The sequence below is a fragment of the Reichenbachiella sp. genome (assembly GCF_039944555.1).
GTDB lineage: Bacteria > Bacteroidota > Bacteroidia > Cytophagales > Cyclobacteriaceae > Reichenbachiella.
This window is the reverse complement of the sequence record NZ_JBDUYN010000012.1, coordinates 552,299-575,728: the sequence shown is the minus strand read 5'-3', so window position 1 is coordinate 575,728 and position 23,430 is coordinate 552,299. Positions and strand designations below refer to the sequence as shown.

Annotated in this window: 11 protein-coding genes; 2 read left to right on the top strand and 9 right to left on the bottom strand. The window is 42.7% G+C overall.

The genetic code is table 11. From position 1 onward, the window contains the following. Positions 1–27: 27 nt before the first annotated feature. The 9 genes from ABJD64_RS20010 to ABJD64_RS19970 all read right to left on the bottom strand — a co-directional run bounded on the left by ABJD64_RS20010 (position 28) and on the right by ABJD64_RS19970 (position 20,115). A complete protein-coding gene (locus tag ABJD64_RS20010) occupies positions 28–2,343 on the bottom strand; it encodes a family 20 glycosylhydrolase (protein ID WP_348180474.1) in 2,316 nt (771 codons plus the stop codon). 26 nt (positions 2,344–2,369) lie between these two features. Then, positions 2,370–4,160 carry a sodium:solute symporter family protein gene (locus ABJD64_RS20005; RefSeq protein WP_348180475.1) on the bottom strand — a complete coding sequence of 597 codons (1,791 nt, stop codon included), beginning with the start codon at positions 4,158–4,160 and terminating at the stop codon, positions 2,370–2,372. Beyond that, the gene (locus tag ABJD64_RS20000; protein WP_348180476.1) at positions 4,157–6,715 is read right to left on the bottom strand and encodes a glycoside hydrolase family 2 protein; all 2,559 of its coding nucleotides are present in this window, start codon (positions 6,713–6,715) and stop codon (positions 4,157–4,159) included. The genes ABJD64_RS20005 and ABJD64_RS20000 overlap by 4 nt, the downstream gene beginning before the upstream one ends. 8 nt (positions 6,716–6,723) lie before the next feature. Beyond that, positions 6,724–7,734, bottom strand: a complete 1,011-nt coding sequence (locus ABJD64_RS19995) for a N(4)-(beta-N-acetylglucosaminyl)-L-asparaginase (protein WP_348180477.1) — start codon at positions 7,732–7,734, stop codon at positions 6,724–6,726. A gap of 25 nt (positions 7,735–7,759) precedes the next feature. Continuing rightward, entirely contained in the window at positions 7,760–9,988 is a 2,229-nt protein-coding gene (locus ABJD64_RS19990; protein WP_348180478.1) for a GH92 family glycosyl hydrolase, read from the bottom strand. After that, positions 9,985–11,445 carry a sugar MFS transporter gene (locus tag ABJD64_RS19985; protein ID WP_348180479.1) on the bottom strand — a complete coding sequence of 487 codons (1,461 nt, stop codon included), beginning with the start codon at positions 11,443–11,445 and terminating at the stop codon, positions 9,985–9,987. The genes ABJD64_RS19990 and ABJD64_RS19985 overlap by 4 nt, the downstream gene beginning before the upstream one ends. A 428-nt stretch (positions 11,446–11,873) precedes the next feature. Beyond that, a complete protein-coding gene (locus ABJD64_RS19980; protein ID WP_348180480.1) occupies positions 11,874–15,221 on the bottom strand; it encodes a VCBS repeat-containing protein in 3,348 nt (1,115 codons plus the stop codon). 143 nt (positions 15,222–15,364) lie between these two features. Next, positions 15,365–16,978 (bottom strand): SusD/RagB family nutrient-binding outer membrane lipoprotein, encoded by a 1,614-nt coding sequence (locus ABJD64_RS19975; protein WP_348180481.1) that lies wholly within the window; start codon positions 16,976–16,978, stop codon positions 15,365–15,367. A 26-nt stretch (positions 16,979–17,004) separates the two neighbouring features. Continuing rightward, the gene (locus ABJD64_RS19970; RefSeq protein WP_348180482.1) at positions 17,005–20,115 is read right to left on the bottom strand and encodes a SusC/RagA family TonB-linked outer membrane protein; all 3,111 of its coding nucleotides are present in this window, start codon (positions 20,113–20,115) and stop codon (positions 17,005–17,007) included. A 297-nt stretch (positions 20,116–20,412) separates the two neighbouring features. On the opposite strand from ABJD64_RS19970, the gene ABJD64_RS19965 reads away from it, so the two are divergent. Together ABJD64_RS19965 and ABJD64_RS19960 are read left to right on the top strand one after the other, a co-directional pair. After that, positions 20,413–21,162 carry a DeoR/GlpR family DNA-binding transcription regulator gene (locus tag ABJD64_RS19965; protein ID WP_348180483.1) on the top strand — a complete coding sequence of 250 codons (750 nt, stop codon included), beginning with the start codon at positions 20,413–20,415 and terminating at the stop codon, positions 21,160–21,162. Beyond that, positions 21,163–23,427, top strand: a complete 2,265-nt coding sequence (locus ABJD64_RS19960; protein ID WP_348180484.1) for a GH92 family glycosyl hydrolase — start codon at positions 21,163–21,165, stop codon at positions 23,425–23,427. Positions 23,428–23,430: the final 3 nt, after the last annotated feature.

Below are 23,430 nucleotides of genomic sequence, written 5' to 3'. Positions count from 1 at the left end.
ATGGTATTATATCAACTCATTGCATTTTCATTCAATCACGATTTCATCTACAAACAGCCAAGGGCGAGTACCTGCGCCTGAATGCCATGATGGTATTGGCGTGCCATGAAAGGCCTTCACCCTGACATATCTCGCTTTTACGTTCAACTCTTCGGCTCTTGGCCTTGCTATCATTTGAACGACTTGCTGATCACGCGCTTCATCATAAACCTTTTGAAATATGGTCTCAAAGTCCTTTCCATTACTGGAAATTTCAAAGGTTACCTCGTCGGGCTGAAAAATCCACTGACTCTGATCGATCAAAAACCCTGCACTGATGGTTTTGACGTTAATTTCTTCTCCAAGATCGATACTGACCTGAAAATCAGTTGCATCAAATCCTTGCCAGCCAAAGGAGATACTTTCTTCCGATCCAAAGCGACCGTCGATCAAGCCAAAATCCCCGCCTCCATTATATTTTGGGTTGTAGACATTCTGATATTCGAGATTTTTGCCTGTAGCCAAATGACTTAGATAGTTCATTTCACTTACTTCACTAAGTCTTATATCTCCGTCAAAGGCTGCAGCTTTAACTAGCATAGTTTTTACACACGGAAACGGTGTCTGATATTCTTGTGAAGACGAGTTGGGAGTTGAGCCATCTTCGGTATACCTGATTTTCATGCCGGGCAATTCTGTGGCCATACTCACCATTTGTTTCCGGTTTTCCATTTGCATGGAAATGGCCACCTGATACGGGTCCTTGCCATAATTGACACCCATTCGGTCGAGGTTGCTCAATTGATATGGAATCCTATTTCTGAAGTCTTCAAAGTCTTTGCGTTCAGCAGAGGTCCATGCGATCTCAGCTAAAGACAAAAGGCGTGGAAAAAGTAAAGACTCCACATGCTCCCACTCCGGTATATATTCAGTCCAAAGGTTGGCCTGTACCCCAATGACGTACTGGCTCTCCACCGCGGACAATTCGGCTGGTACAGGTTCGTAGTTATAAACCGTTGTGATCGTATTGTTTGAACTCTTATGTCCCGGCGAGTTTTTTAGGTCGATAGGTCGGTGATTGAAATAGAGCGGAAAGCCTGGTGTCATGACTGCGTCATGATGAGATTTGGCGGCGGCAATTCCCCCGGCGATCCCGCGCCAGGACATGACTGTAGCATTAGGTGCCAGACCACCTTCCAGTATCTCATCCCAACCAATCAGTTTACGATCTTTGGCGTTTAGAAATTTTTCCATTCTGGTGATGAAATAACTTTGAAGTTCGTGTTCATCGGCCAGCTGCTCGGTCCTGATTCTTTTTTGACAAAGTCCGCATTTTTCCCAATGATCTTTTGGTGCTTCGTCTCCACCAATATGGATATAATTAGACGGAAATAGCTCCAAAACTTCATTCAATACATTTTCCAAAAATTCGAAGGTTTCTTCTTTGCCTGCGCAAAACACATTCTTGGAGATACCACCTTCTCCCCATATCTCTGCCCTGCCTATTCCCTCGCAGGCCAAAGTTGGGTAGGCTTTTAGCACAGCTGAAGTATGGCCCGGCATTTCTATTTCCGGAACTATGGTGACTGCCCGGTCTTGCGCATATCTAACAATTTCCTTCACCTCTTCCTGGGTATAAAATCCGCCATAGGGTTTACCATCATCTTTGTTTAGTCCTTTGGCCTGATTGCTGGCAAATCCAACCGACTTGCGCCAGGCGCCCTGCTCTGTCAATAAAGGATATTGCTTTATTTCAATGCGCCAGCCCTGGTCATCGGTCAAATGCCAATGAAAAATATTGAGCTTGTACATGGCCAAATAATCGATGTATCTTTTAATCTTTTCTACTCCGAAAAAATGGCGACTCACATCGAGGTGCATCCCTCTCCACGAAAAACGCGGTCCGTCTTCAATTTCTACACCAGCAAAAAAATGTACTTCATTTACAGATTGCAGTGTTTGCAGCAGAGATTGGATACCATAAAAAACACCTTGGGGAGCTGAAGCCGAGAGGATTGCTTTCTGATCTGCAATACTTAGTATATAGCTTTCCTGGTCGGTATTTTTTGCACCCAGTGATAGATATATTGCACCGGGTCGATTTGAAAAATCCTCAATAACCTCGAAGGTGAGATTTGTAATGGCTGTAAGCTGGTCTCTCAAAAAATATGCAGAAAACGACAAGGAAGAATCTGAATAGATGATTTTGGTACTGCTACTCAGTCTCATGATCTGACCAGACTCCACCATTTTCACTGGGCGTGGTATAATTGAAATTTTATTGGGAACGGGCTCCTCTGTACATCCGGATAAAATGATCAGAAGCCCTAAAATCACGAATGAATTTCTTATGTTCTCGTACATGCTGATTGTCTTTCTTTTAAGGTCAATTAATCCCTGAGCTTGTCCAGCCAGTTTTTCTTAAGCGCGAATGATGTAATTGCAAAAACACCTATACCGATAGTCATTGGAATAAATTCTTTGATGACCAGGTAAATTGGAATGACTACCAGTGTGAGCTGCCAAACAATGCCTATTGCCACATTAGTCATATCTCTGACAAAATCCTTATTGCCTTCGAAGGACGGGTCTTCTTGTTGTATTTTTTCTTTGATGGGATTCCAAAATCCCCAAGGCCTGACATTTTTGTAAAAGTTGATGAGTACCTCGTCTGGTTCTGCCGGCGTGAGCCAGGTACCAAGCAAGCAACCTATGAGGGATATGGCCAGTAGATATGGAAAACCATATAACGGCTGAAGGTCAGGTAGTGCGAGAGGCAGAATCAATGCGGCAACAAGACCGGCTATCATTCCCCAGAAAAAACCATGGCCGTTGAAACGCCACCAGTGCCATTTGAGTAAGTTGGCCGCTGAGTAACCGCCAAATAAAGCGCCAAATATCCATTGGGTAACATCATTGATAGAATCTACCAAAAACCCAAACCCTACACCTATTGCTACCAGAACAATTGAGGCCACATAGCTCATTTTTACATACTGGGATTTATCCCCATCCGGATTGATATATTTTTTGTAAATATCATTTACAAAATAAGCGGGCGCGGCATTCACGGTAGCGGCATATGTAGACATAAACGCGGCCAGTAGCCCTGCAATCAGCAGGCCGGTCAGGCCTACCGGAATGAAATTCTGAATGGCGTAGGGGAGAATCAACTCGAAGTCGAAAATATCCTTGCTGGATTGAATTTCCGGCCCTAAGAATACCAAGGCCAATATCGTCAAGCCTGCCACCATCATGTATCTGGGGATGAACATAACGAGTGATACGATCCCACTCATTTTGGCTGCTTCCGTGGGAGACTTGGCGGCAAGGATGCGCTGCATATCGTAGTTGGGGACGGGGCCTGCCATGCTGGACATTACTCCTTTGAACACCATCATTACAAAGAAGAAACCAAAAAGGGAAAACCCGTCTTCCTGGATTTTTAGATTGACGGAATCTATGACACCAGTCCAATCCAAATCAAGTGTCCAGCCAAAAAATAATTCCTTCCATCCCTCTGGTATAACCGCATTGAGCTGCTCAGGTGCTACATAAGTCATCGCAATGATACCTACGGCTACGGAGGCTATCGTCATGATTATAAATTGTATGAGCTCGGTGAATACCACGCTATACATACCTCCTTTGATCACATATAGGGTGGTGAAACCCAAAATAATCAAGGCGTAAGTATCAGGTGACAGGTCCCAGGGTAAAAATGTTGAAGAAAATTTTCCAATGCCTTTAAACGAGTATGCAATAAAGCCTACCGCGCTAATAATGGCGAAAATGACGACTATCAGGTGCGACAATCGAGCACCGGTGCTATCCCCAAATCTTGTTTTGAGCCACTCTGCACCAGTCATTACATTGGAGCGGCGAAGCCAAACGGACAGATATATCATCAAAAATATCTGATTGAACGTGGGCCATATCCAGGGTAGCCAGGCGCTTTTAAGTCCATAGACAAAGCACATGGAAACCAGCCACATCGTGCCAGTAATATCAAACATCCCTGAAGCATTGGATACGCCTAAGATCCACCATGGGATGGTTTTTCCTCCCAGAAAATAAGAGTCAAGGTCGGCGGAAGCCTTCTTTGAAATATATATGCCAATAAGAAGGGTGAAACCCAAATAGAGTCCGATGATTGCTATGTCGATTAAGGCTAAGTTCATGGGTACAAAGAAGCATCATTTACTGAGAGAATTTTCAATTTCGGTGCAGCGGCATCAAACTCACCAGGTAGCTTTATGGACACTGTCTTTGGCTCCAAGGGTAGAAGGTCAAAAAAATTGTCAGTAAAGTTTCCTTCAAGTCCCTCTACAGTGATGCATGTATTTTTTACCAGGAAGTCTGAACTTAGGGTGACGTGCAGATGATCGTCTTTCACCACAAATTGATGATTGATTTCCGACTTCCTCAATTTTAGATTCTTTGGTGAATCGAAATAGTAAAGTGTTTGTATTGGGTTTTCATCTCCCTGACAGAAGCTTGCGATCAATACGGCACTGGTTTTATTTCCCGCCCCAATTAGAGTACTTATTTCTTCTTCAAAATAAATTGCACTTTTGTTTGCTTCAACACTCACATTCTGCGCTTTCTTATAAAGTTCATTCCCATAGAAGTCTCTGACTTCGATGCTCAAAACACCTTTGGTTTCCTCAAGTAAATCTGAGATCAAATAACCCTTCAACGTCGACCCCTCTTCTTCAAACGAAATGAGTAAATTGTCAAAGGCATGTCGCGCAGCATAGTGAAGAGCCTTCCATCTGCCATAGTAATCTATACCAGACCAGGAAGCCACAGGCCAGCAATCATTGAATTGCCAATAAAGTGACCCCATACAAAATGGCATATTTCGTCGATGTGCTTCAAAAGCCGTAGTCATGCCCTGTGCTTGCAGTATCTGACTCAGATACAAAAAATTCTCAAAGTCCTTTGGTTCGATGAAATCGCGAAGCATATATTCTTTGATCAATTGGTTGCCACGTGGGTGTTTTTGATGAACCTTCATTGGCTCAGATTCAATATTCTGATCTTTTGTGTCAATATATTGCGTCACGGATTCAAGTAGCGGAAACGCCTGAAACCCAAACTCACTCATAAAGCGAGGGACAAATTTTTTGAAGTTTTCAAATGGTTCTTCTCCGTGCCATACCCCCCAATAGTGCTGATCGCCGTAGTTGAATTTTTTGAGTGAGTCCCAGTTGCTTATAGGTGATGAAGGAAGATAGAACCTTCCTGGGTCGTACTCCTCGACTAAACCTGGCAAGAGGGTGTGAAACAACTTTTTGTAGCCTTCATACATTCTTTCCTGATCCTTATCGGAATAATCGAAAGACTTTTGCCAGCCCCAATTGTCCCAGCCCATTTGCACTTCATTGTTTCCGCACCATAAACCAATGCACGGGTGGTTGCGTAGGCGTCGAATATTGGTGACGGCTTCTTTTTCAACGTTTTCGAGAAATTTTTGGTCCCATGGATACATGGTGCAGGCAAACATAAAGTCTTGCCATATCACAATGCCGTACTCATCTGCGAGATCATAGAACAAATCGTCTTCATAAATCCCTCCACCCCAAACACGTAAGGTATTCATGTTCGCTGCCACAGCATCTTCAAATACCTGCTTGTATCGTGCGGGTGTCATTCGATCCGGAAAACTATCCGATGGAATGTAATTAGCTCCTTTCGCAAAAAAAGGAATTCCATTTACTTTGAAATAAAAGGATTCGCCTTTTTCATCCGGCTGATTAACTACTTCAAATTCTCTTACTCCTACTCGACGGGTTTGCGAATCGGACACCTCCAAACCTTTAACCTCAAAGACCACATCATAAAGTATTTGGTCCCCCATTCCAGCAGGCCACCATCGCTTTGCATCAGAAATGGCAAATGGCAGTACACAGTCATTTATTCCCTTGGTCAAATTTAGTCTGACACTTCCCACTTCTTCTTCCCCTATTGTTGCCGTAATCGTGCAATCTTGCACGATGCAAGATTCTATCGTCAAAGTTGTGCTAAAACTGGCCAAATCATCAATAATGCTTGCTTGATGAATCTGGAGATTCCGAATGATCAAGTCATTAATCAACCTTAGCGATACAGGCCTCCAGATACCGGAGGTTATAAATTTTGGTCCCCAATCCCATCCATAGTGATAGGGGGCCTTCCTCGTAAAAACACTGAGGTGATTTTCTGTTTTATCATTTTCAGCCGGAAAATCAAGTCCATATTTGCTAAGTTCCGGCCGTGCTATTTTCAGAGGCGAATGGAAATAAATGCGCACGTCATTTAAGCCAATGTTTAAATATTTTTTGCACGCCAGGTGCCATTTGAGAAACATATTATCTGCTTGAAGCACAAGGTTTTCATTGATGTAGACATCTGCATATGTATCAAGACCCTCAAAGACGAGCTCTAGTTTTTCATGCAGAAGGTCAGCTTCTGAGATGTTGAATGTAGTCTGGTATTCCCAGTCTTCTTTCTCTATCCATTGTAGTTTGCCCTCATTGTTGCCGTAGAAAGGATCTTGTATTTTCTTGGCCTCGTAGAGCGATGTAAAATTGGTCCCGGGGACTCTGCTTGTTAGCCATTCTTCAGTACCAACCTGCCTCATTTTCCAGTCAGTATTCAGAACTTTGGATTGCACAGCATGCTTCCAAGAAACAGTAGTTTCTGACCACTCCTTATAACCCTCCTCATGATGTCCCCTTTCTATTTTAGACATACTTTCTCCTATTTCTTAGTCAAAATACTTTTGGCGTCCTCCATCCTGTTTCCACCGGAATCATTACAAATGGCGTAGTTGAACCCCGGGTGAAGGCTATAGCCTCCGTAGTTTCCTGCTTTATCAAGCGCTATGAAACCTACCTGGAGATCTTTCACATCTCTATGTTTATCATAAATTCGTTGAACCACTTGCTTGCAAGCCTCCGAAGGGCTCATGCCCATCCGCATCATTTCTACCACCATGGCACTGCCCGCCACTCTAACCACCGCTTCGCCCAATCCTGTAGCACACGCAGCGCCAACCTCATTGTCGAGAAATAAACCCGCTCCTATGATTGGTGAATCGCCAACTCTGCCATGTAGCTTCCAGGCCGCACCACTGGTAGTACACCCACCAGACAAATTGCCTTCTGCATCAATTGCCAACAGGCCTATCGTATCATGGTTTTCAATATTAATCTTAGGTTTGTACTCAGAGGTCCTGAGCCAATCCTGCCAATCTTTTTTGGCTTCTTCAGTAAGCAAATTTGTCTTTTCAAATCCTTGTTCCAGTGCAAACTGTAGAGCACCTTCGCCAACCATCATCACATGCGGAGTCTCTTCCATGACCTTTCTGGCCACTGAGATCGGATTTTCTATTTCCTGAAGAAAGGCGACAGAGCCACAGCCACTATCTGGCGCCATAATACATGCATCCAAAGTCACTTTTCCCTCGCGGTCCGGATAACCACCCTTGCCCACTGTTCGGACTTTCGGGTCTGACTCGACCACTCTTGCGCCTGCTTCTATTGCGTCTAAAGATCCTTTGCCTGCTTTGAGTAGGTTCCAAGCGGCTTCATTGGCAGGAATACCATGGTTCCATGTTGACAACACCACTGGCTTGCCCTTTGCTCTTTTTTTATCTTCAACGCGCGTATCAGTAGAGGTCTCGTTCAGGCAAGACGTCAAAACAGTTCCACCAACGGCGCCCATTCCTAAGGCGGACAACTTCAAAAAATCCCTTCTGTCTTTACTCATTTATATCCTAGTTGTATAATCTATTTTACCTGCTCTCGGCTTGATTGTTAGTCATTTCGAAGACTAGCAGTCCTCCATCCATTAGCTGTTGATGTGTGATTTGATTTTCATTTAACACCTTACCATTCAAACTCACACTTTTCACATATTTATTTTCTTCAGATACATTGTTCGCTTCTATTACAAATGAGACCTTTCCCATGTTAATAGTTGCACGGTCAAAAAGTGGGCTTCCCAATTGGTAAATACCATTCGCCGGGTTCACGGGATAAAAGCCCAGGGCTGAAAACACATACCAGGCCGACATTTGGCCACAGTCTTCATTGCCGCTGAGTCCATCAGGCTGATCATTGTACATGGTCTTCATGATCTTTCGGGTCATCTCTTGTGTTTTCCATGGCTTGCCAGCATAATTGTAGAGATAGGCTATGTGATGACTAGGCTCATTGCCATGGGCATATTGTCCGATCAAACCTGAAATATCAGCCGAAACATTGTCTCCTGTAATATTCGAATCCTGATTGAACAACGAATCCAAATGAGTGGCAAATGCATCGTTTCCTCCCATCAACTCGATAAGTCCGGGTACATCGTGTGGAACAAACCAACTGTGCTGCCAGGCATTTCCTTCAGTATATTCTGCCCCAACCCGATGCGCAGAATACTTTGGGTCGAATGGCGTCTTCCAGCTACCATCTGACAACTTTCCCCTCATAAATTTGGTCTCAGGATCGTACAATTTTTTATAGCTCATGGCTCGTTCCGAAAAGTATTTGTAATCCTCCTGCTTGCCCAATTTTTTCGCTGTTTGGGCAATACACCAGTCATCAAATGCATATTCCAGGTTTTTAGTGACCGATTCATTCTCCAAGTCTGCCGGGATATATCCATATTCCTTAAGGAAATTTACGCCTCGAATGTCTTGCATGCCGCTGGTTTTGATGGCCTGATAGGCTTTCTCCACATCAAATCCCTCAATCCCTTTGAAAATGGCGTCAACTATGACAGGTACCGCGTGATATCCAGTCATGGTATTAGTTTCATTTCCGGCTAGTTCCCACACAGGAAGCAAACCAGATTCATCATAATGAGCCAACATAGAATTGACAAAGTCACCAACCTGAGGCTCATTGATAATAGTGTACAATGGATGTGCCGCCCTGAAGGTATCCCAAAGTGAGAAAATAGTATGCTTTGTATATCCATCGCTTTGGTGGATGGCTCCATCTACTCCTTTGTAGTTTCCATTGGCATCAGAATAGGTCATAGGTGCGAGCTGTGTGTGGTATAGAGCGGTATAGAATATCCGCTTGAGTTTTTCATCCGAGGATTCAACAACAATTTTTGAGAGTTGATCTTCCCACGCGCTACTTGCCCGCTTTTTCACCGCGTCAAAATTCCACGTTTGGATTTCTTCCAAAGCTGAAAGCGCCCCTTGCCGGTTCGCTGAAGATAATGCTACCTTCAGTTTCAAAGTATTACCTGAACTTCCACTAAATTCAAATAATGCTTTCGAAGTCGAACCAACAACTGAGGAACTATTCACTAAACTATCTTTATCAACCAACTGAAATGTCGATAAGGGCTCCGAAAATCGAATCGCAAAATGCAATCGCTGATCTGTCGCCCATCCTTTGGAGTATCTTAAGCCTGTAATCGTACTGTCATCTAAAACCTGTATCTCGGTCTGCATCGGTTTGTCCCAGTTGATCGCATGGGCAAGGTCGAGTACCACTCTTTGCTTTCCATCATTGTCAAATTCGTACTTGTGCATAGCGCACCTTAGGCCCGCAGTCAATGAAACTTTTACTTCATTGTCTGGTAAATAGACTGAGTAAAATCCAGGTACTGCTTTCTCTATATCGTGATTGTATGCTGACCGGTAGGTAATGTCCTCTCTATTCTGCATAGGTTTGGCTAGATCTACTTCACGTGCTAATGGCATGATCAAAATATCGGCTAAGTCACCGATACCCGTTCCACTCAAGTGGGTTTGTGAGAAGCCTACAATGATACTGTCTGAGTAGTGATATCCTGAACACCAATCCCACCCGTTGGTTCCGTTGTTTGGGCTTGGCTGTACCATACCGAAAGGCAATGAGGCGCCTGGAAAGGTATGACCGTGTCCTCCTGTACCTATGAAAGGATCTACAAATTGTGTAAGGTTCGCTTTCTCAGCTGGCGGCACCGTATTGGTGCAAGAAGCTATAAATGCGATGCAAAGCGTAAAGTATATTTTCGAGATATTTTTCATGAGTTGGCTAAATCAGACTTGACAGAAGTTTTGTATCCTTTCCATCCAAAAAAGAATAGGTATATGTAGCAAATGACCGGTAAAAGAAAAGAATTCTGAATACCTACGATATCTGCTAATGCTCCTTGTATTGGAGGAAAAATAGCCCCTCCTACAATCATCATGACCAGAAGTGAAGAGCCTTGGGAGGTGTGTTCTTTGAGACCCTTAATGGCCAGGGTAAAAATATTAGACCACATGATTGAATTGAAAAGCCCGATTGAAATAGCGGCCCAAAATGCCAGTGCTCCATCGAAGAGTACCATAATGAGCAAAAGGCCAATGACCGCCAACGAGAATATTTTCAGTATGCTTGACGGGTTAGATTTGCCAATTACAAAACATCCATAATTGAGAATCAAGAACAAGATAAATAGAGCTACATCTTGAAAAGACAAGAATTTCATTAAAAACAAGCCATCTTCGTTTCGAATGGCGGTCATCAAATAGACGAAACCAAATACGGCTATGGAAGACAACGCCATCCACAAATACTTAGTAGTAGTTTTCTGAATATCGCTCATGGAAATAGCACCCAGGAACCGGCCAATCATGGCTCCTCCCCAATAGTAAGAAAGGTATATTCCGCCCTGACTCTCATCCATTCCCATGATGGAGTCGAGCGCAAAAAAATTGATAAGAAAACTACCAATAGAGACCTCTGCGCCAACATAAGCGAATATGGCTCCCATGCCAAAAAGCAGATGGTTGTACTTGAGTGCTCCCGCTCCCTTAAGTATTTTGTCTTTGTTTACAAAAGTGGGAAGGTGGGATACCTTGATCAGAAGAGCCAAAAGAACGAATACACCACCATATATCAGGTAAGGCACTTTGATGGATTCGACTGACACGACTCCATCGCTAAATACTTTATAAATTAATAGGGCTCCAATGAAGGGCGCTAAAGTGGTCCCAAGTGAGTTGAATCCCTGAGCCAAATTGAGTCTACTGGAGGCGGTTTCCGGTTTACCTAAAATTGCTGCATAAGGATTGGCCGCTATTTGAAGAATCGTCACTCCTGAGGCAAGTACAAAAAGTGCGGAGAGAAAGAATCCGTATTTTTCATATTGAGCTGCTGGATAGAATAAGACACATCCTAACCCGCAAAGTATGAGACCAATAATAATTCCGTTTTTATATCCCAGTTTGGAAATGATATCACCCTTGGATACGGATATTAAAAAATACAGTAGCGAAACAATAAAAAAGGCTCCGAAAAAGGCAAACTGAACGAGGGCTGCCTGGAAGTAGCTGAGATCAAAGACAGCCTTTAGATGTGGGATCAATACGTCGTTCATGACTGTAATGAATCCCCACATAAAAAAGAGGAAAATAATAGTGATAAATGGTTTAGTGTAATTCTGATCTGTTTGATCGGATGATAATGTGTTTTGCTCCGAAGCAGGCATTTGTTCCATATGTGGCTAATTAGATAAAATAAAGAGGGCCAATTTGCTAAAATCTTTGCCCTCTCTATTAATAATACTAAATCTAAACATTAAGTCTAGCTCTTTACTTCGCTCACCATGGTTAGTATCCAGAATTTCCAAAAATCATTACCCTGTGGAAGCGTAGATATTTTTATGATTCACATAATCAAATCATACATATTTTTTTGGGTTATCCCCGTTTCAAGGGATATATACAAATAAACAAAATACATCAACAATATGCAATAAAACGCAGCATTTTATGCGTCTTATTGCGCATATCAGAAGGGATAGTTGAAAATTTCTCGAATTGCCGGCTTATTAACTTGCACAAACCGGCAAATCCTAGTTGACAATGAGTTGCACAATATCATCGTGGGTAATACGTCAAAAAATCAGCGCTTTATCATTTGGCTTCAATCGACAATTTGGAACAACTCTAACGCGTAGTTGTTGTTTGCCACTACCAGATTCAAAGCGTTATTTATTCGTATGAAGGCCATTTTTTTAGCATCATTGGGGACATAGAATCCCGATTCTAGCGGAGTCGAAACTTTTAGGTTTCCGTCATTATTCAACAATACCACTCCTTTTCCAGCATCATTCCTTGGTGTTTCGATTTCAACTGGAAAATTGTTTCCAATGGCTAAAATATCAGAAGCTTGATCTCCATCGATATCGCTTATAATTACATCATTCAATGAGGAGAGCTGCGTGTATTCTGGCAATTCTCTAATTTCAAATTTACCTTGACCAAGGCTCTTAAGTTGGATATGCGCAAAGGACTGAACGCTGTAATTCAAGGCCAAAGAGAGCTCGCCATCACCATATACATCGTACAAATTGGCGGAAGCGAACAGATCATACGAATCAAACTTTTGCTTGAGTTCAGGAACCTGCTCAGCGGAGCAACTTCTGCCTCTCAAAGGATATTTCTCTCCAAAATTATAATAGCTCAGCACAATATCATTCTTGCCGTTTTTGTCAAAATCTCGATAGTAAACTTCGAAGGGTTCATTTTCGGAAGCTTTGTATTTATAGTTAAGTCCAAGATTTCCTAGCACATAGTCTAGATGGCCGTCTCCATCCAAATCACCCTGGCCTATGCTATTCCACCATCCTGTAGTATGGCTCAATCCAAAATCAGCTGTTGCATTGTAGAAACCTTTGTCTGTATTTCTAATAAATGTTATGGGCATCCACTCTCCGACCATGATCAGATCGAGTCTTCCATCCTGATCAAAATCTGTCCAAACTGCATCAGTTACCATTCCTATGTCTATCAATGCACTGGCATTATCTTGAGTTATGTCCTTGAACACTCCATTTTCGTTGATCATAATTCGGCTTGAAGTTGGCTTAGGGTAGTCCCATGGCATATGTCTCCCACCAACAAATAAGTCCTGATCTCCATCCTGGTCGAAATCTGCAAATCGAACACAAGATCCACTTTCGTAAAAGGCAGGTATAGCTGTGTTGAACTTTTCATATCTACCGTTGCCCATATTTCTGTATAGTCTGTCTTGATATGCCCGGGATTCAGGTGCCTGGGCATTTCCGCCACTCACTACATACAAATCCAAATCTCCATCTTGATCAAAATCGACGAATGCCGCATCGATATCTTCATATCGTGCTTCGGCTACCCACAGATTAGATGGATCTTTTCGAAACCTCCCGTCTTGATTCTGAAAGTATAATATAGCAGCCTGACCAGTTGCTCCTCCTATATACATATCATCCAAGCCGTCTCCGTTGACATCAGCAACTGCCAATGCCGGCCCGAATTGTGACATTTTATGAGGCAGCAAAACCTGCTTTGCATAATCATCAAAATCATTCTCCTGGTGACTAAAGTTCAGATCGAAACCTTCCGCATCTACTTTTTTGAAATATTTGGAAGTAGCAAGAGCCTTTGAACCTAAGGACTTATTCGTGGCTTTACTAATAGTAATCTGCTGATTCGCCGCCACATTTTTCCGTTCGGTCTTTGTTTCATCATTCCAATAAACGATTAGTTTGTCGACCTTTTCCGACTTGCCGAGACCAAAATGTGCTAGCTGCTCCGAACACGAATACATGCCTCTGACGCTGGTAAATTCGTACCATTGCGAATCATTTCCGCTAATCACATTCACCTTGCACCCGAAAATAGGAGCATTATTGTCATCAAGCCGAATGTTGATGTAATTATTATTAGTAACCTCATTGGCCTGGTTGCGAAATACAAATGCCTCATCATTTATATTGCTTACCACCAGATCCAAGGCTCCATCATTATTTAAATCCACGAATGATGATCCGTTAGAAAACGATTGATGGTCTAAACCCCATTCCGCAGTCGCATTAGTAAAACTAAGTCCTGAGTTGTTTTTGTACGCATAGTTAGATAATCGAGACGACGGCAAAAGGCTCAAGGCCTTATCCAAATCTAATATGTCCCAAACACCCACATCTTCTACATTGGGATTTGCCAGAATAAATTCATAGATCACTTTTGCTATGTAATCTGAGACTTTTTTATCTCCATCTGTGTTTCTGATATCCTTCAGCAAACCGTTAGTGATATAAAGATCTTTCTTCCCATCATTATCAAAATCGGCTATAAGATTGGACCAACTCCAATCTGTACTTGACGTACCCGAAAGCTGTGCAACGTCACTAAATGATAATTGAGTGGTCTGCTCTGCTTTAGATTCAAAAGAGCCGTTGTTCAATTGCAGTGAGTTGTACATATACTGGTAGTGTCCTCCCTGATCATACAATTTCCAAAATGTTTCAGGATTCATACCGCTCATATTGGCCTTGACTCGAAAGTTATCTTCGGCAGCCATATCCAAAACGCTAATATCCATGAGTCCATCATTGTTGATATCAGCAGCATCGACACCCATACTGAAATAGGTAATATGCCCCATACTACCGTCTATCTTATTTTCGAACGTTCCATCCTGCTGGTTGATGTATAGTTTATCTGGAGCCTGAAAGTCATTGGACAGATAGAGATCAACCCATCCATCGTTGTTGAAATCCGTAGCAGAAACACTGTTTGGAAACCCCGGAACGTCGAGCCCTGATTCTTTTGATGCATCCTCAAAGTAGCCCTTACCCGTGTTTTTCAATAGGACCGGTGCATATTCATATCTGCTCAAGTCCGATCCTCGCATGGTAGAATAGCTACCCGGATTGGGCGGTTGAGTAAGCAGGAAAAGGTCTAACCATCCGTCTTTATTATAATCTAAAAAAACAGCATGCCTGGTCCTTCCGCTGTGGTCTGCGCCGTATGTGGCTCCGCTTTCTGAAAAGGTAAGGTCACCGTTATTGATATAAAGTTTATTTCTTCTTAGGTCCGGCTTATCATCGTAGAGTTCACGCGTTACATAAATATCCTGCCAACCGTCGTTGTTGACATCACCGACAACAACACCAGAAGACCAGCCGCCATTATCTTTGATTCCGGCTTTTTTCGTAATGTTTCGGAATTCAAAATTCCCTTCATTCAAATAGAGTTCGTCTTTGACCAGGTTTCCTGCAAAAAACAGGTCCTGCAGACCGTCGTTGTTGAAATCGCCCACACCCACACCTGCTCCACCATAGAAATTGGAGTATATCAGAATATTACTCTCTTTGGTATCTGCAATCTTGTTGTTGAAGGTAATGTTGGACTTAGAAAAGGGGACTAATTCAAATATTTTTTTTTGAGCGTTGCAAAAATTAGAAATGAATAAAAGACTGAGTAAAAACGTGCATGTTTTGGTGCTCATATTGGGTGACGTTTTGGTATTACAAAATGTACGATGTTTTCTGTAGAGAACAATAAAGCAAAAAAGTGGAAACATATCCACTTTAATTTAATATTCAAAAAGGAAATTCGGAGCAATAAATTGCTCCGAATTCATAGTATTTATTAGTTCACGTCCCACCATAATCTAGTAGTAAACAAATCCTCACCTTGTGCAGCAACTGCCGTCGCATAGTTTTCAGGATTTCCACCAATTTCAGCTTCAGGATATCTCAACCTTCTAGGGATCGTGCCTCCTGTTACGTTACCTGCATAATTCGTAGGTGTAAGTGCAGGAAAACCTGTTCTTCTCCAATTTGAGTATGACTCGATATGGTTGAAGTAAGTAGCCGCCCAGTACTGCTCACCGATCATTCTTAGCTGATCTGCAGCTGACGCAGCAGCAAACCCTAGTCCTGCAATATAAGTATCTACATCTCCGCTAGCAGTAGTCAATGAGGCATCGTAGCTCTCCCAATTAGAAATCGCTGACCGAATACCTGCTTCGAAATGTGCCTGAGCTGTGGCTCCGCCAACGCTCCAGCCATTCAAAGTAGCTTCTGCCAGTGCCAGTTCTACTTCTGCATGTGTGATGAAGAATGTAGGATCATCAAGGTCATACAACAAAGGATTCAAGAATGAATACAGATTTCTCGAAAAATTGGATTCATCACCTGCGGCAATTACTCCATCTGCTACTGCTTTTGGAAGAATCGTATCATTGTCATAACCATTTGGCAGACCTCTCTGGTTCGCTGGATTTGTATCCCATGCTGGTACTGCAGGGCTTGCCGTTGCATCACCTGCAGGCAGCTGCGAATCACCTACGCCTCCGGAAATAATCATCAATCTCGGGTCATTACCTGCCATCATCCAATTGACGAAGGTCTCTGATGGTCTTGCATTGTTGTTTTCTCCACCATTACCAGCAGTATACACTTCTGAAACTCCGTTTCTGTTCAAACCATCTGCCCCAGAATAAGTTACCATTGGATTATCTGCATTGGAGGTAATTACACCTGCACTATGTCCAACAGCTTCTTCAACCACGCTTTGAGCAGTACTTACAGATACACCAGACATTCTCATGCCAATTCTTACTAACAAAGAATTAGCAAACTTCTGCCACTGGGCCACATCTCCTGCATACAGAACATCCTGTGCACCAACAGCATCACCACTTGCCGACATAGCGTCACGAGCGGCTCTGATATCGGCAACCAAATTCGTATACACAGCTTCCTGAGTTTCATAGGCAGGAAACCAGAACTCCTGACCTTCCAGACCTCTACCAGCTGCAGTATACGGAATCGCTCCATATAGATCAGTCAGTCTATGTAATGCAAAGCATCTTGTGATGGTAGCCATGGCATTCAAGTTAGTCATGGATGCATCACCTGCAGTCTCCGTTATGGCATGTGTCAAAGTCTCGAGTGCATCCGGATAATATCGCTCCCACTGAGATGCACTATATCCAGGATTGTATGTGTATTTATCTCCTGCCCAATAACCTGCTAAAGAGGCATTATGCTGGATCATCGTAGAGCTATAAATCAAATTTGCTCTCCAGTTTTCGTATCTACTTCCAGCTGTCTCCATGATGCCAGTGGCAAGAAGAAAGCTCATATTTATTTCATTCGATGCGTTTGGATCAATATTAATATCCAACAAGTCATCATTGCTACAAGCAGACCCAACTAACATTAAAGCTGTAAATGCTGCTAAAAATCTATTTTTCATCTTATTTATTTTTTAGTCAACAACTATTAAAAGGATATTGCCAAATTGAACCCAAGATTCCTCGTGGCTGGCATAGCAAAATACTCCAGTCCTTGCGTTCCGAATGTGTTAGAATATCCTGACTCAGGATCTATGTTATCCACGCTAGACCAAAGTATCAAGAGATTTCTTCCCACAATAGATAAAGAGGCAGACTGAAACGGTGTTTTGTCCAACATTGCTCTCGGCAGCGAGTAGCCAAAAGAAAGCTCTCTCAACTTACCAAATGAAGCATCATATACAAAATTGTCCGTAATGTCATTGTATCTGCCATAGTAGTCATCTACATCTTCCGGAGCGATGTTTACAGTCAATGCAGCTCCATCGGTATCAACCCCAGTAACCGTAAGTCCTGACTCACGTCCAACTAAGGTCTCCTTGTGCAATCCAGCTCCATAGGCTATGACATTGGTCCCTGACATGATCGAACCTCCGCTTCTCATGTCAATGAGAAAGCTCAACTTGAAGTCTTTATATCTAAATGAGTTGGTCAAACCTGCACTGAATGGGTGTCTACCTTCTCCTAATATCTCAAACTCCTCACTTCTCACCGGGAATCCACTGGCATCATATACCGGCTGTCCATTGATTGTTTGGTGTCTGTATCCGGAGATAACCCCAGCAGGTTGTCCTACATAGTGACGAATTCTTTCCTGTCTTGTTCGGGCTTCGTCCAAATTGACAAATTCAACTGCATTACCTTCCGCATCGGCACCTAGATCTTTTACTTCACTGATGTTGTTAGCCATATTAAAGGTAACATTCCAGGTGAAATTAGTAGTTCTAATAGGCGTTGCGGTGATCATCAACTCAATTCCTTTATTGCCTACTTCACCAATATTTACAAAAGTATTATTGAATCCGGAAGCCTGAGATATTGAAGTACGTAAGATGTCGTCAACAGTATTTCTGTTATAATAAGTTAAATCCACACCAATTCTGTTGTCCAACAATCTCAAATCCATGCCTATCTCAAATTCTGACGATAGGAAGGGTTTAATTGCTGCGTTCGGAACTGTTTCTCTATTGCTAATATTTCCAAGCGCCGCTCCACTTACATGCGGATTGCCGTTCAAACTATATGCAGCAGTTAGATTGTAGGGTATAACCGAAGCGTCTCCACTTGCTTGCGCCCAGCCCGCTCTGAACTTAAGGAAAGTAAACACTGAAGGAAGGTCAACCAATTCGGAAATAACCAAACTTGTATTAACCGAAGGATAGAACTGACTGTTATCATCTCTTGACAGAGCAGAGAAATTATCCCTTCTACCAGTTGCAGTCAAGAATAAGAAATTTTGATAGGAGAAGGTAGCTGATCCAAAAATGGAATTAGTACCACGCTCTGTAAATTCAAGCTCATACGTCTGATTAGCCACATTTTTAATCGAATGGAAAAACGGGATACTCAAATCGTTACCACCGGTTTTTATTCTCTCAAAGCTGCTCCTCATACGATTTCCACCAAAAAGTGCATCAACGTTAAAATCTCCAAAGTCTTTGTTGATCCCGATGAATACATCCAAATTATCTTCTCGTACCTGACGAGTGGTCTCATTCACGCTACCCAAGCCTTTAAAGGCCGTTCCATATGCTTCTATCTCCTGATCTTTTCTTGTAGCGAAATCAGTACCTATTCGCCCACGAACATAGAGCCAATCGAAAATATCATATTGTAGAGAAGCAGATCCCAAAATTCGATTCTTAACATCACCTCTATGCCATTGATGTGCTGCCCAGTAAGGATTTTGAGAAAAAACATTACCTTGATGTTGCAATTCAGTACCATCTGCGGCAGCACCTAATTTGTCCGTTGTACCTTTCAGGGTTTCGAATGAAATCGCTGGCGAAAGTAGCATTACGGTGGCATTAGCGTTACCAGGTGTATCAGACAAGCGAGGTCTGTTGACCGCAATCTCCTTTGAATACTGCACATTGACCTGCGAACTTAACTTGCCATATTTACCTCCAATATTGGCTGTAAATGTTTGTCTATCATATCCGGAATTAGGCATAATATCCTCACTGGTAAGGTTAGCCGCCGAAAAGCGATAGGTATGATTCTCGTTCCCACCGGACAATGCAATGGTATTGGTCCAGGTATAACCGTTTTGATAGAAATCTTTTAAGCCCTGACCCTGATCAGAGTAAGGTCTTTCCACTCCATCAAACTGAACCACATTGGTACCATCTAACCTGGCACCCCAAGAACTTTGACCATTTTCCAGGGCACTGGCCTGGTTGGAAGGCTTCTGACCATTACTACCATGACCATATTCGTTTTGGAAATCAGTCTGGTCATTTACCATATTCATGGTGAGGTTAGAATTAAATGAAACACCAACACCTTGTCTGGCCTTTCCAGATTTGGTGGTGATTAGGATCACACCATTAGCACCACGGAAACCATAGAGCGCCGTAGCTGAATTACCCTTCAATACAGAAATATTCTCGATATCATCAGGGTTAATGGCTGAAAGGCCATCTCCACCGTCATTTCCACCCCATAGTCCTGCACTACCTGAAGTTGTATTGTCTATAGGCACTCCGTTGATCACATATAATGGTTGGTCATCACCAGTCAAACTTGAACCTCCTCTGATCAATACTCTGGTAGATCCAGCCACACCACTTGAAGGAGGCGTAACATTCACGCCAGCCACTTTTCCTGTGAGCGCCGAACCCAGGTTCACGGCTCTAGACTCTGTAAACTGATCACCTTCTACCTGAGTTACTGAATATCCAAGTGCTTTCTTGCTCTTTTCAATACCGAATGCAGTGACAACCACTTCATCCAATTGCTCAGTGTCAATTTGCAAAGCAAGATCAATTACCGACCTGCTTCCAACAGCCATCTCCTGCGTTTCATAACCGATATAAGAAAATACCAGGACATCATCGTCTGATACATCTAGCTTGTAATTGCCATCCAAGTCTGTAATAGTACCCGTACTGGTACCTCTAATGGCCACGTTCACACCAGGCAAGGAAGCACCATCGTCTGCTCCAGTGACTTTTCCGCTTAAACTCCGGGTTTGCGCCTGAACTATCAGCGTAGAGCCCATCACCATTAAGCATAATAACAGTAATATTTTTTTCATAGTTAATTTTTAGTTAAACATCTATTCCGTTCATAACAATTCAAGTACAAACAAACACAATCATTCAATAACCAGCAAATGTTTGCAGTTTTAATTGCCGTTTAGTGCATATTTATAGACAAATGGAGTATTATTGTGCCATTAAGCGCAGACAATTCTTCATGATTGTTTGTGTTTACCAAGAAAACAGGAATAAACCGCAGATATTTGCATGAGTCTAGAGAAAACCTTAATAAGGTGCAGGTGAGTACCTTTCCTCATTTATCTTTGACAATGATCAAACCGATGAACTAACAAATGTTAAAAGAAGAGCGTCAAAATATCATTCTGGAGGAGATAGTCAACAACAATAAAGTTCACTCCAACACGCTAAGTAAAAAGCTTAACGTTTCTGAAGATACCATCAGAAGGGACCTTAAGGAGCTTTCAGAAATCGGGCATATAAAAAAGGTGCATGGAGGCGCCATGGCCAACCCTACTGTACCGGCGGCCATTATTAGTCAAAAAATTTCAGATCAGAAAGAACATCTAATCATTGCACAGAAAGCACTCTCCTCTTTGGTTGACCACAAAGTAATCATCATGGAGGGCGACGAGAGCAACTTGATACTGGCAAGTATTCTACCGCCGGATTTTTCTGCAACCATATTTACAAACTCACTCAAGGTAGCCACTCGCTTATTTGAATTTCCAAATATTGAAACTTTTATGCTAGGTGGTAAAATCTCACATCGTTCTCCGATAACCTCTGGTTTGGAAGTCATGGATGCCCTTGCAGATATTCATGCAGATATTTGCCTGCTTGAAGCTACCAGCCTGCATGTTGATATAGGCCTGACCGATGGTGATCGTGAGCGAGCTCAGATCAAAAAGAAAATCATTAACCACTCTTCTAATGTGATCGCGATGTGTCTATCCAGACGTACGGGGAGTATTAAGCCTTTCAAAGTGGAAGGCCTGGAAAAAATAACCTCCTTAATCACAGAACTCAATGAAGACGATGCCCAACTCAGTTCATTCATCAATAAAGGAATAAGAATAGTATAAATGTCAAAAATTGCATACTCCATAATAGCACTCTTGTTATCCCTGGGGTTATCTTCATCAAACGCGCAGGTACAGGATTACACTCAATATGTCAATCCTTTCATTGGCACCTCTAACTACGGGGCCACGCACCCGGGAGCTATACGCCCTATGGGCCTGGCCTCGGTAAGCCCCTTCAACGTTGCATTCAAAAAAGATCAGGGTAATGTCTTCGAAAAGGACAGTGAATGGCATTCGCGTCCCTATGTCAATGAAAACAGATTTCTTACCGGCTTTTCCCATATCAATTTGAGTGGCGTTGGATGTCCTGATCTGGGCAGCATTCTCCTGATGCCAACTACCGGCAAATTGCAGCTAGATGCAGAAAAGTATGGGACTACTTATTCTGACGAAAAAGCATCTCCCGGCTATTATCATTTAAACCTTGATGAATATGGCGTAAAGGTAGAAGTGAGTGCAAGTCCTCGTGCAGGTTTTAGCCGATATTCCTTTCCGGGTGGTGAAAGCAACATTATATTGAATTTAGGCCTCGGATTGACAAACGAATCTGGTGCGGCTCTCAAAATTGTGTCGGATACAGAGATCGAAGGTTATAAACTCATCGGTACTTTCTGTTATCATCCTGAAGATGTTCGGCCGGTGTATTTTGTTGCACGATTCAGCAAGCCTGCTCAAAAATTCGGAACCTTCAAAAAGATGCCAGAGATGGGCGAAGCCGAGGCCTCATGGTCCAAATACAGCAATAGCTATAAGCCCTATCTAAATTATCAGCAAGAAATGGCTGGAGACAACGTGGGAGCGTTCATGCAGTATCAGACAGAAGAAGGTGAGGTCATTGAAGTACAGATTGGAATATCATACGTGAGTGTTGCCAATGCTCGCGAAAATCTAAATCAGGAGCATCCTACTTTTGACTTTGATAAAACAGTAGCCGACTCAAAAAATGAATGGAATCAACTCCTTGGTCGGATTGATGTAAAATCTTCTAGTCTTGCCGATAAGACTATATTCTATACGGGCTTATACCATGTGCTCATGCACCCTAACCTATTACAGGACGTCAATGGAGAGTATCCATTGATGGGCAGGCCGGGAATTGGAAAAACTGACGGAAATAGATTCACGGTATTTTCCTTATGGGATACCTATCGCAACGTTCATCCTTTTCTATCTCTTGTTTACCCTGAATTGCAAGAAGATATGGTCAACACCATGTTGGACATGTATGACGAAAGTGGGTGGTTACCCAAATGGGAACTGCTTGGCATGGAAACACAGGTGATGGTCGGAGACCCGGCTACACCGGTCTTAGTGGACACCTACTTGAGGGGAATAAAGAACTTTGATACTTCAAAGGCTTTTGAGGCCATGAAAAAATCGGCTACCTCCATGAATAATGCCATTCGTCCGGAGATAAAGTTCTATGACTCTTTAGGTTATATTCCGGAAGATCCTGCTGGCAGCATTTGGGGAGGCACTGTGTCTTCGAGCCTGGAATACTATATCGCTGACTGGAATATTGCCCAATTTGCTAAAATTCTCGGTTATCCAAAGGACTACGAATATTTTACCGAGCGAGCCAAGGGCTATCGAAATTATTTCGACACAACTACAGGCATGCTTCGCCCGAGGATGATGGATGGCTCCTGGCTCAAGCCCTTCGATCCAAAAGCTGGTGCCAATTTTGAGCCGGTGATTGGCTACGTAGAAGGCAATGCCTGGCAATACAGATTCTATGTGCCACACGACATACCCGGCATCATCGAATTGTTAGGAGGTATACAAAATTTTATTGACGCACTACAAACGTGCTTTGATGACAACAATTTTGATATGGCCAACGAGCCTGATATCACCTATCCCTTCCTTTTCAATTTTGTGGAAGGAGAAGAATGGCGCTCACAGAAAACGGTTCAGGAATTGGTGAGAAAACATTATTTCAATGCGCCTGGCGGTATTCCCGGAAACGATGATACTGGCACACTGTCTACATGGCTACTGTTTAGTATGATGGGTATATATCCACATTGCCCGGGCGATATGACTTATGCTATTACCAGCCCCATGTTTGATGAAGTAACGATCAATCTAAACCCCAAATACTACACAGGAAAACAGCTAAAGATTAAAGCTAATGGAAGAAAGAATTCTGGTATTAAATATATCAAATCCATAGCGGTGAATGGGAAAGATCATGACGGCTATTTCATTGACCATCAGACACTAACAGAAGGAACCACGCTGAACATCAATTTCAAAAAATAGTAA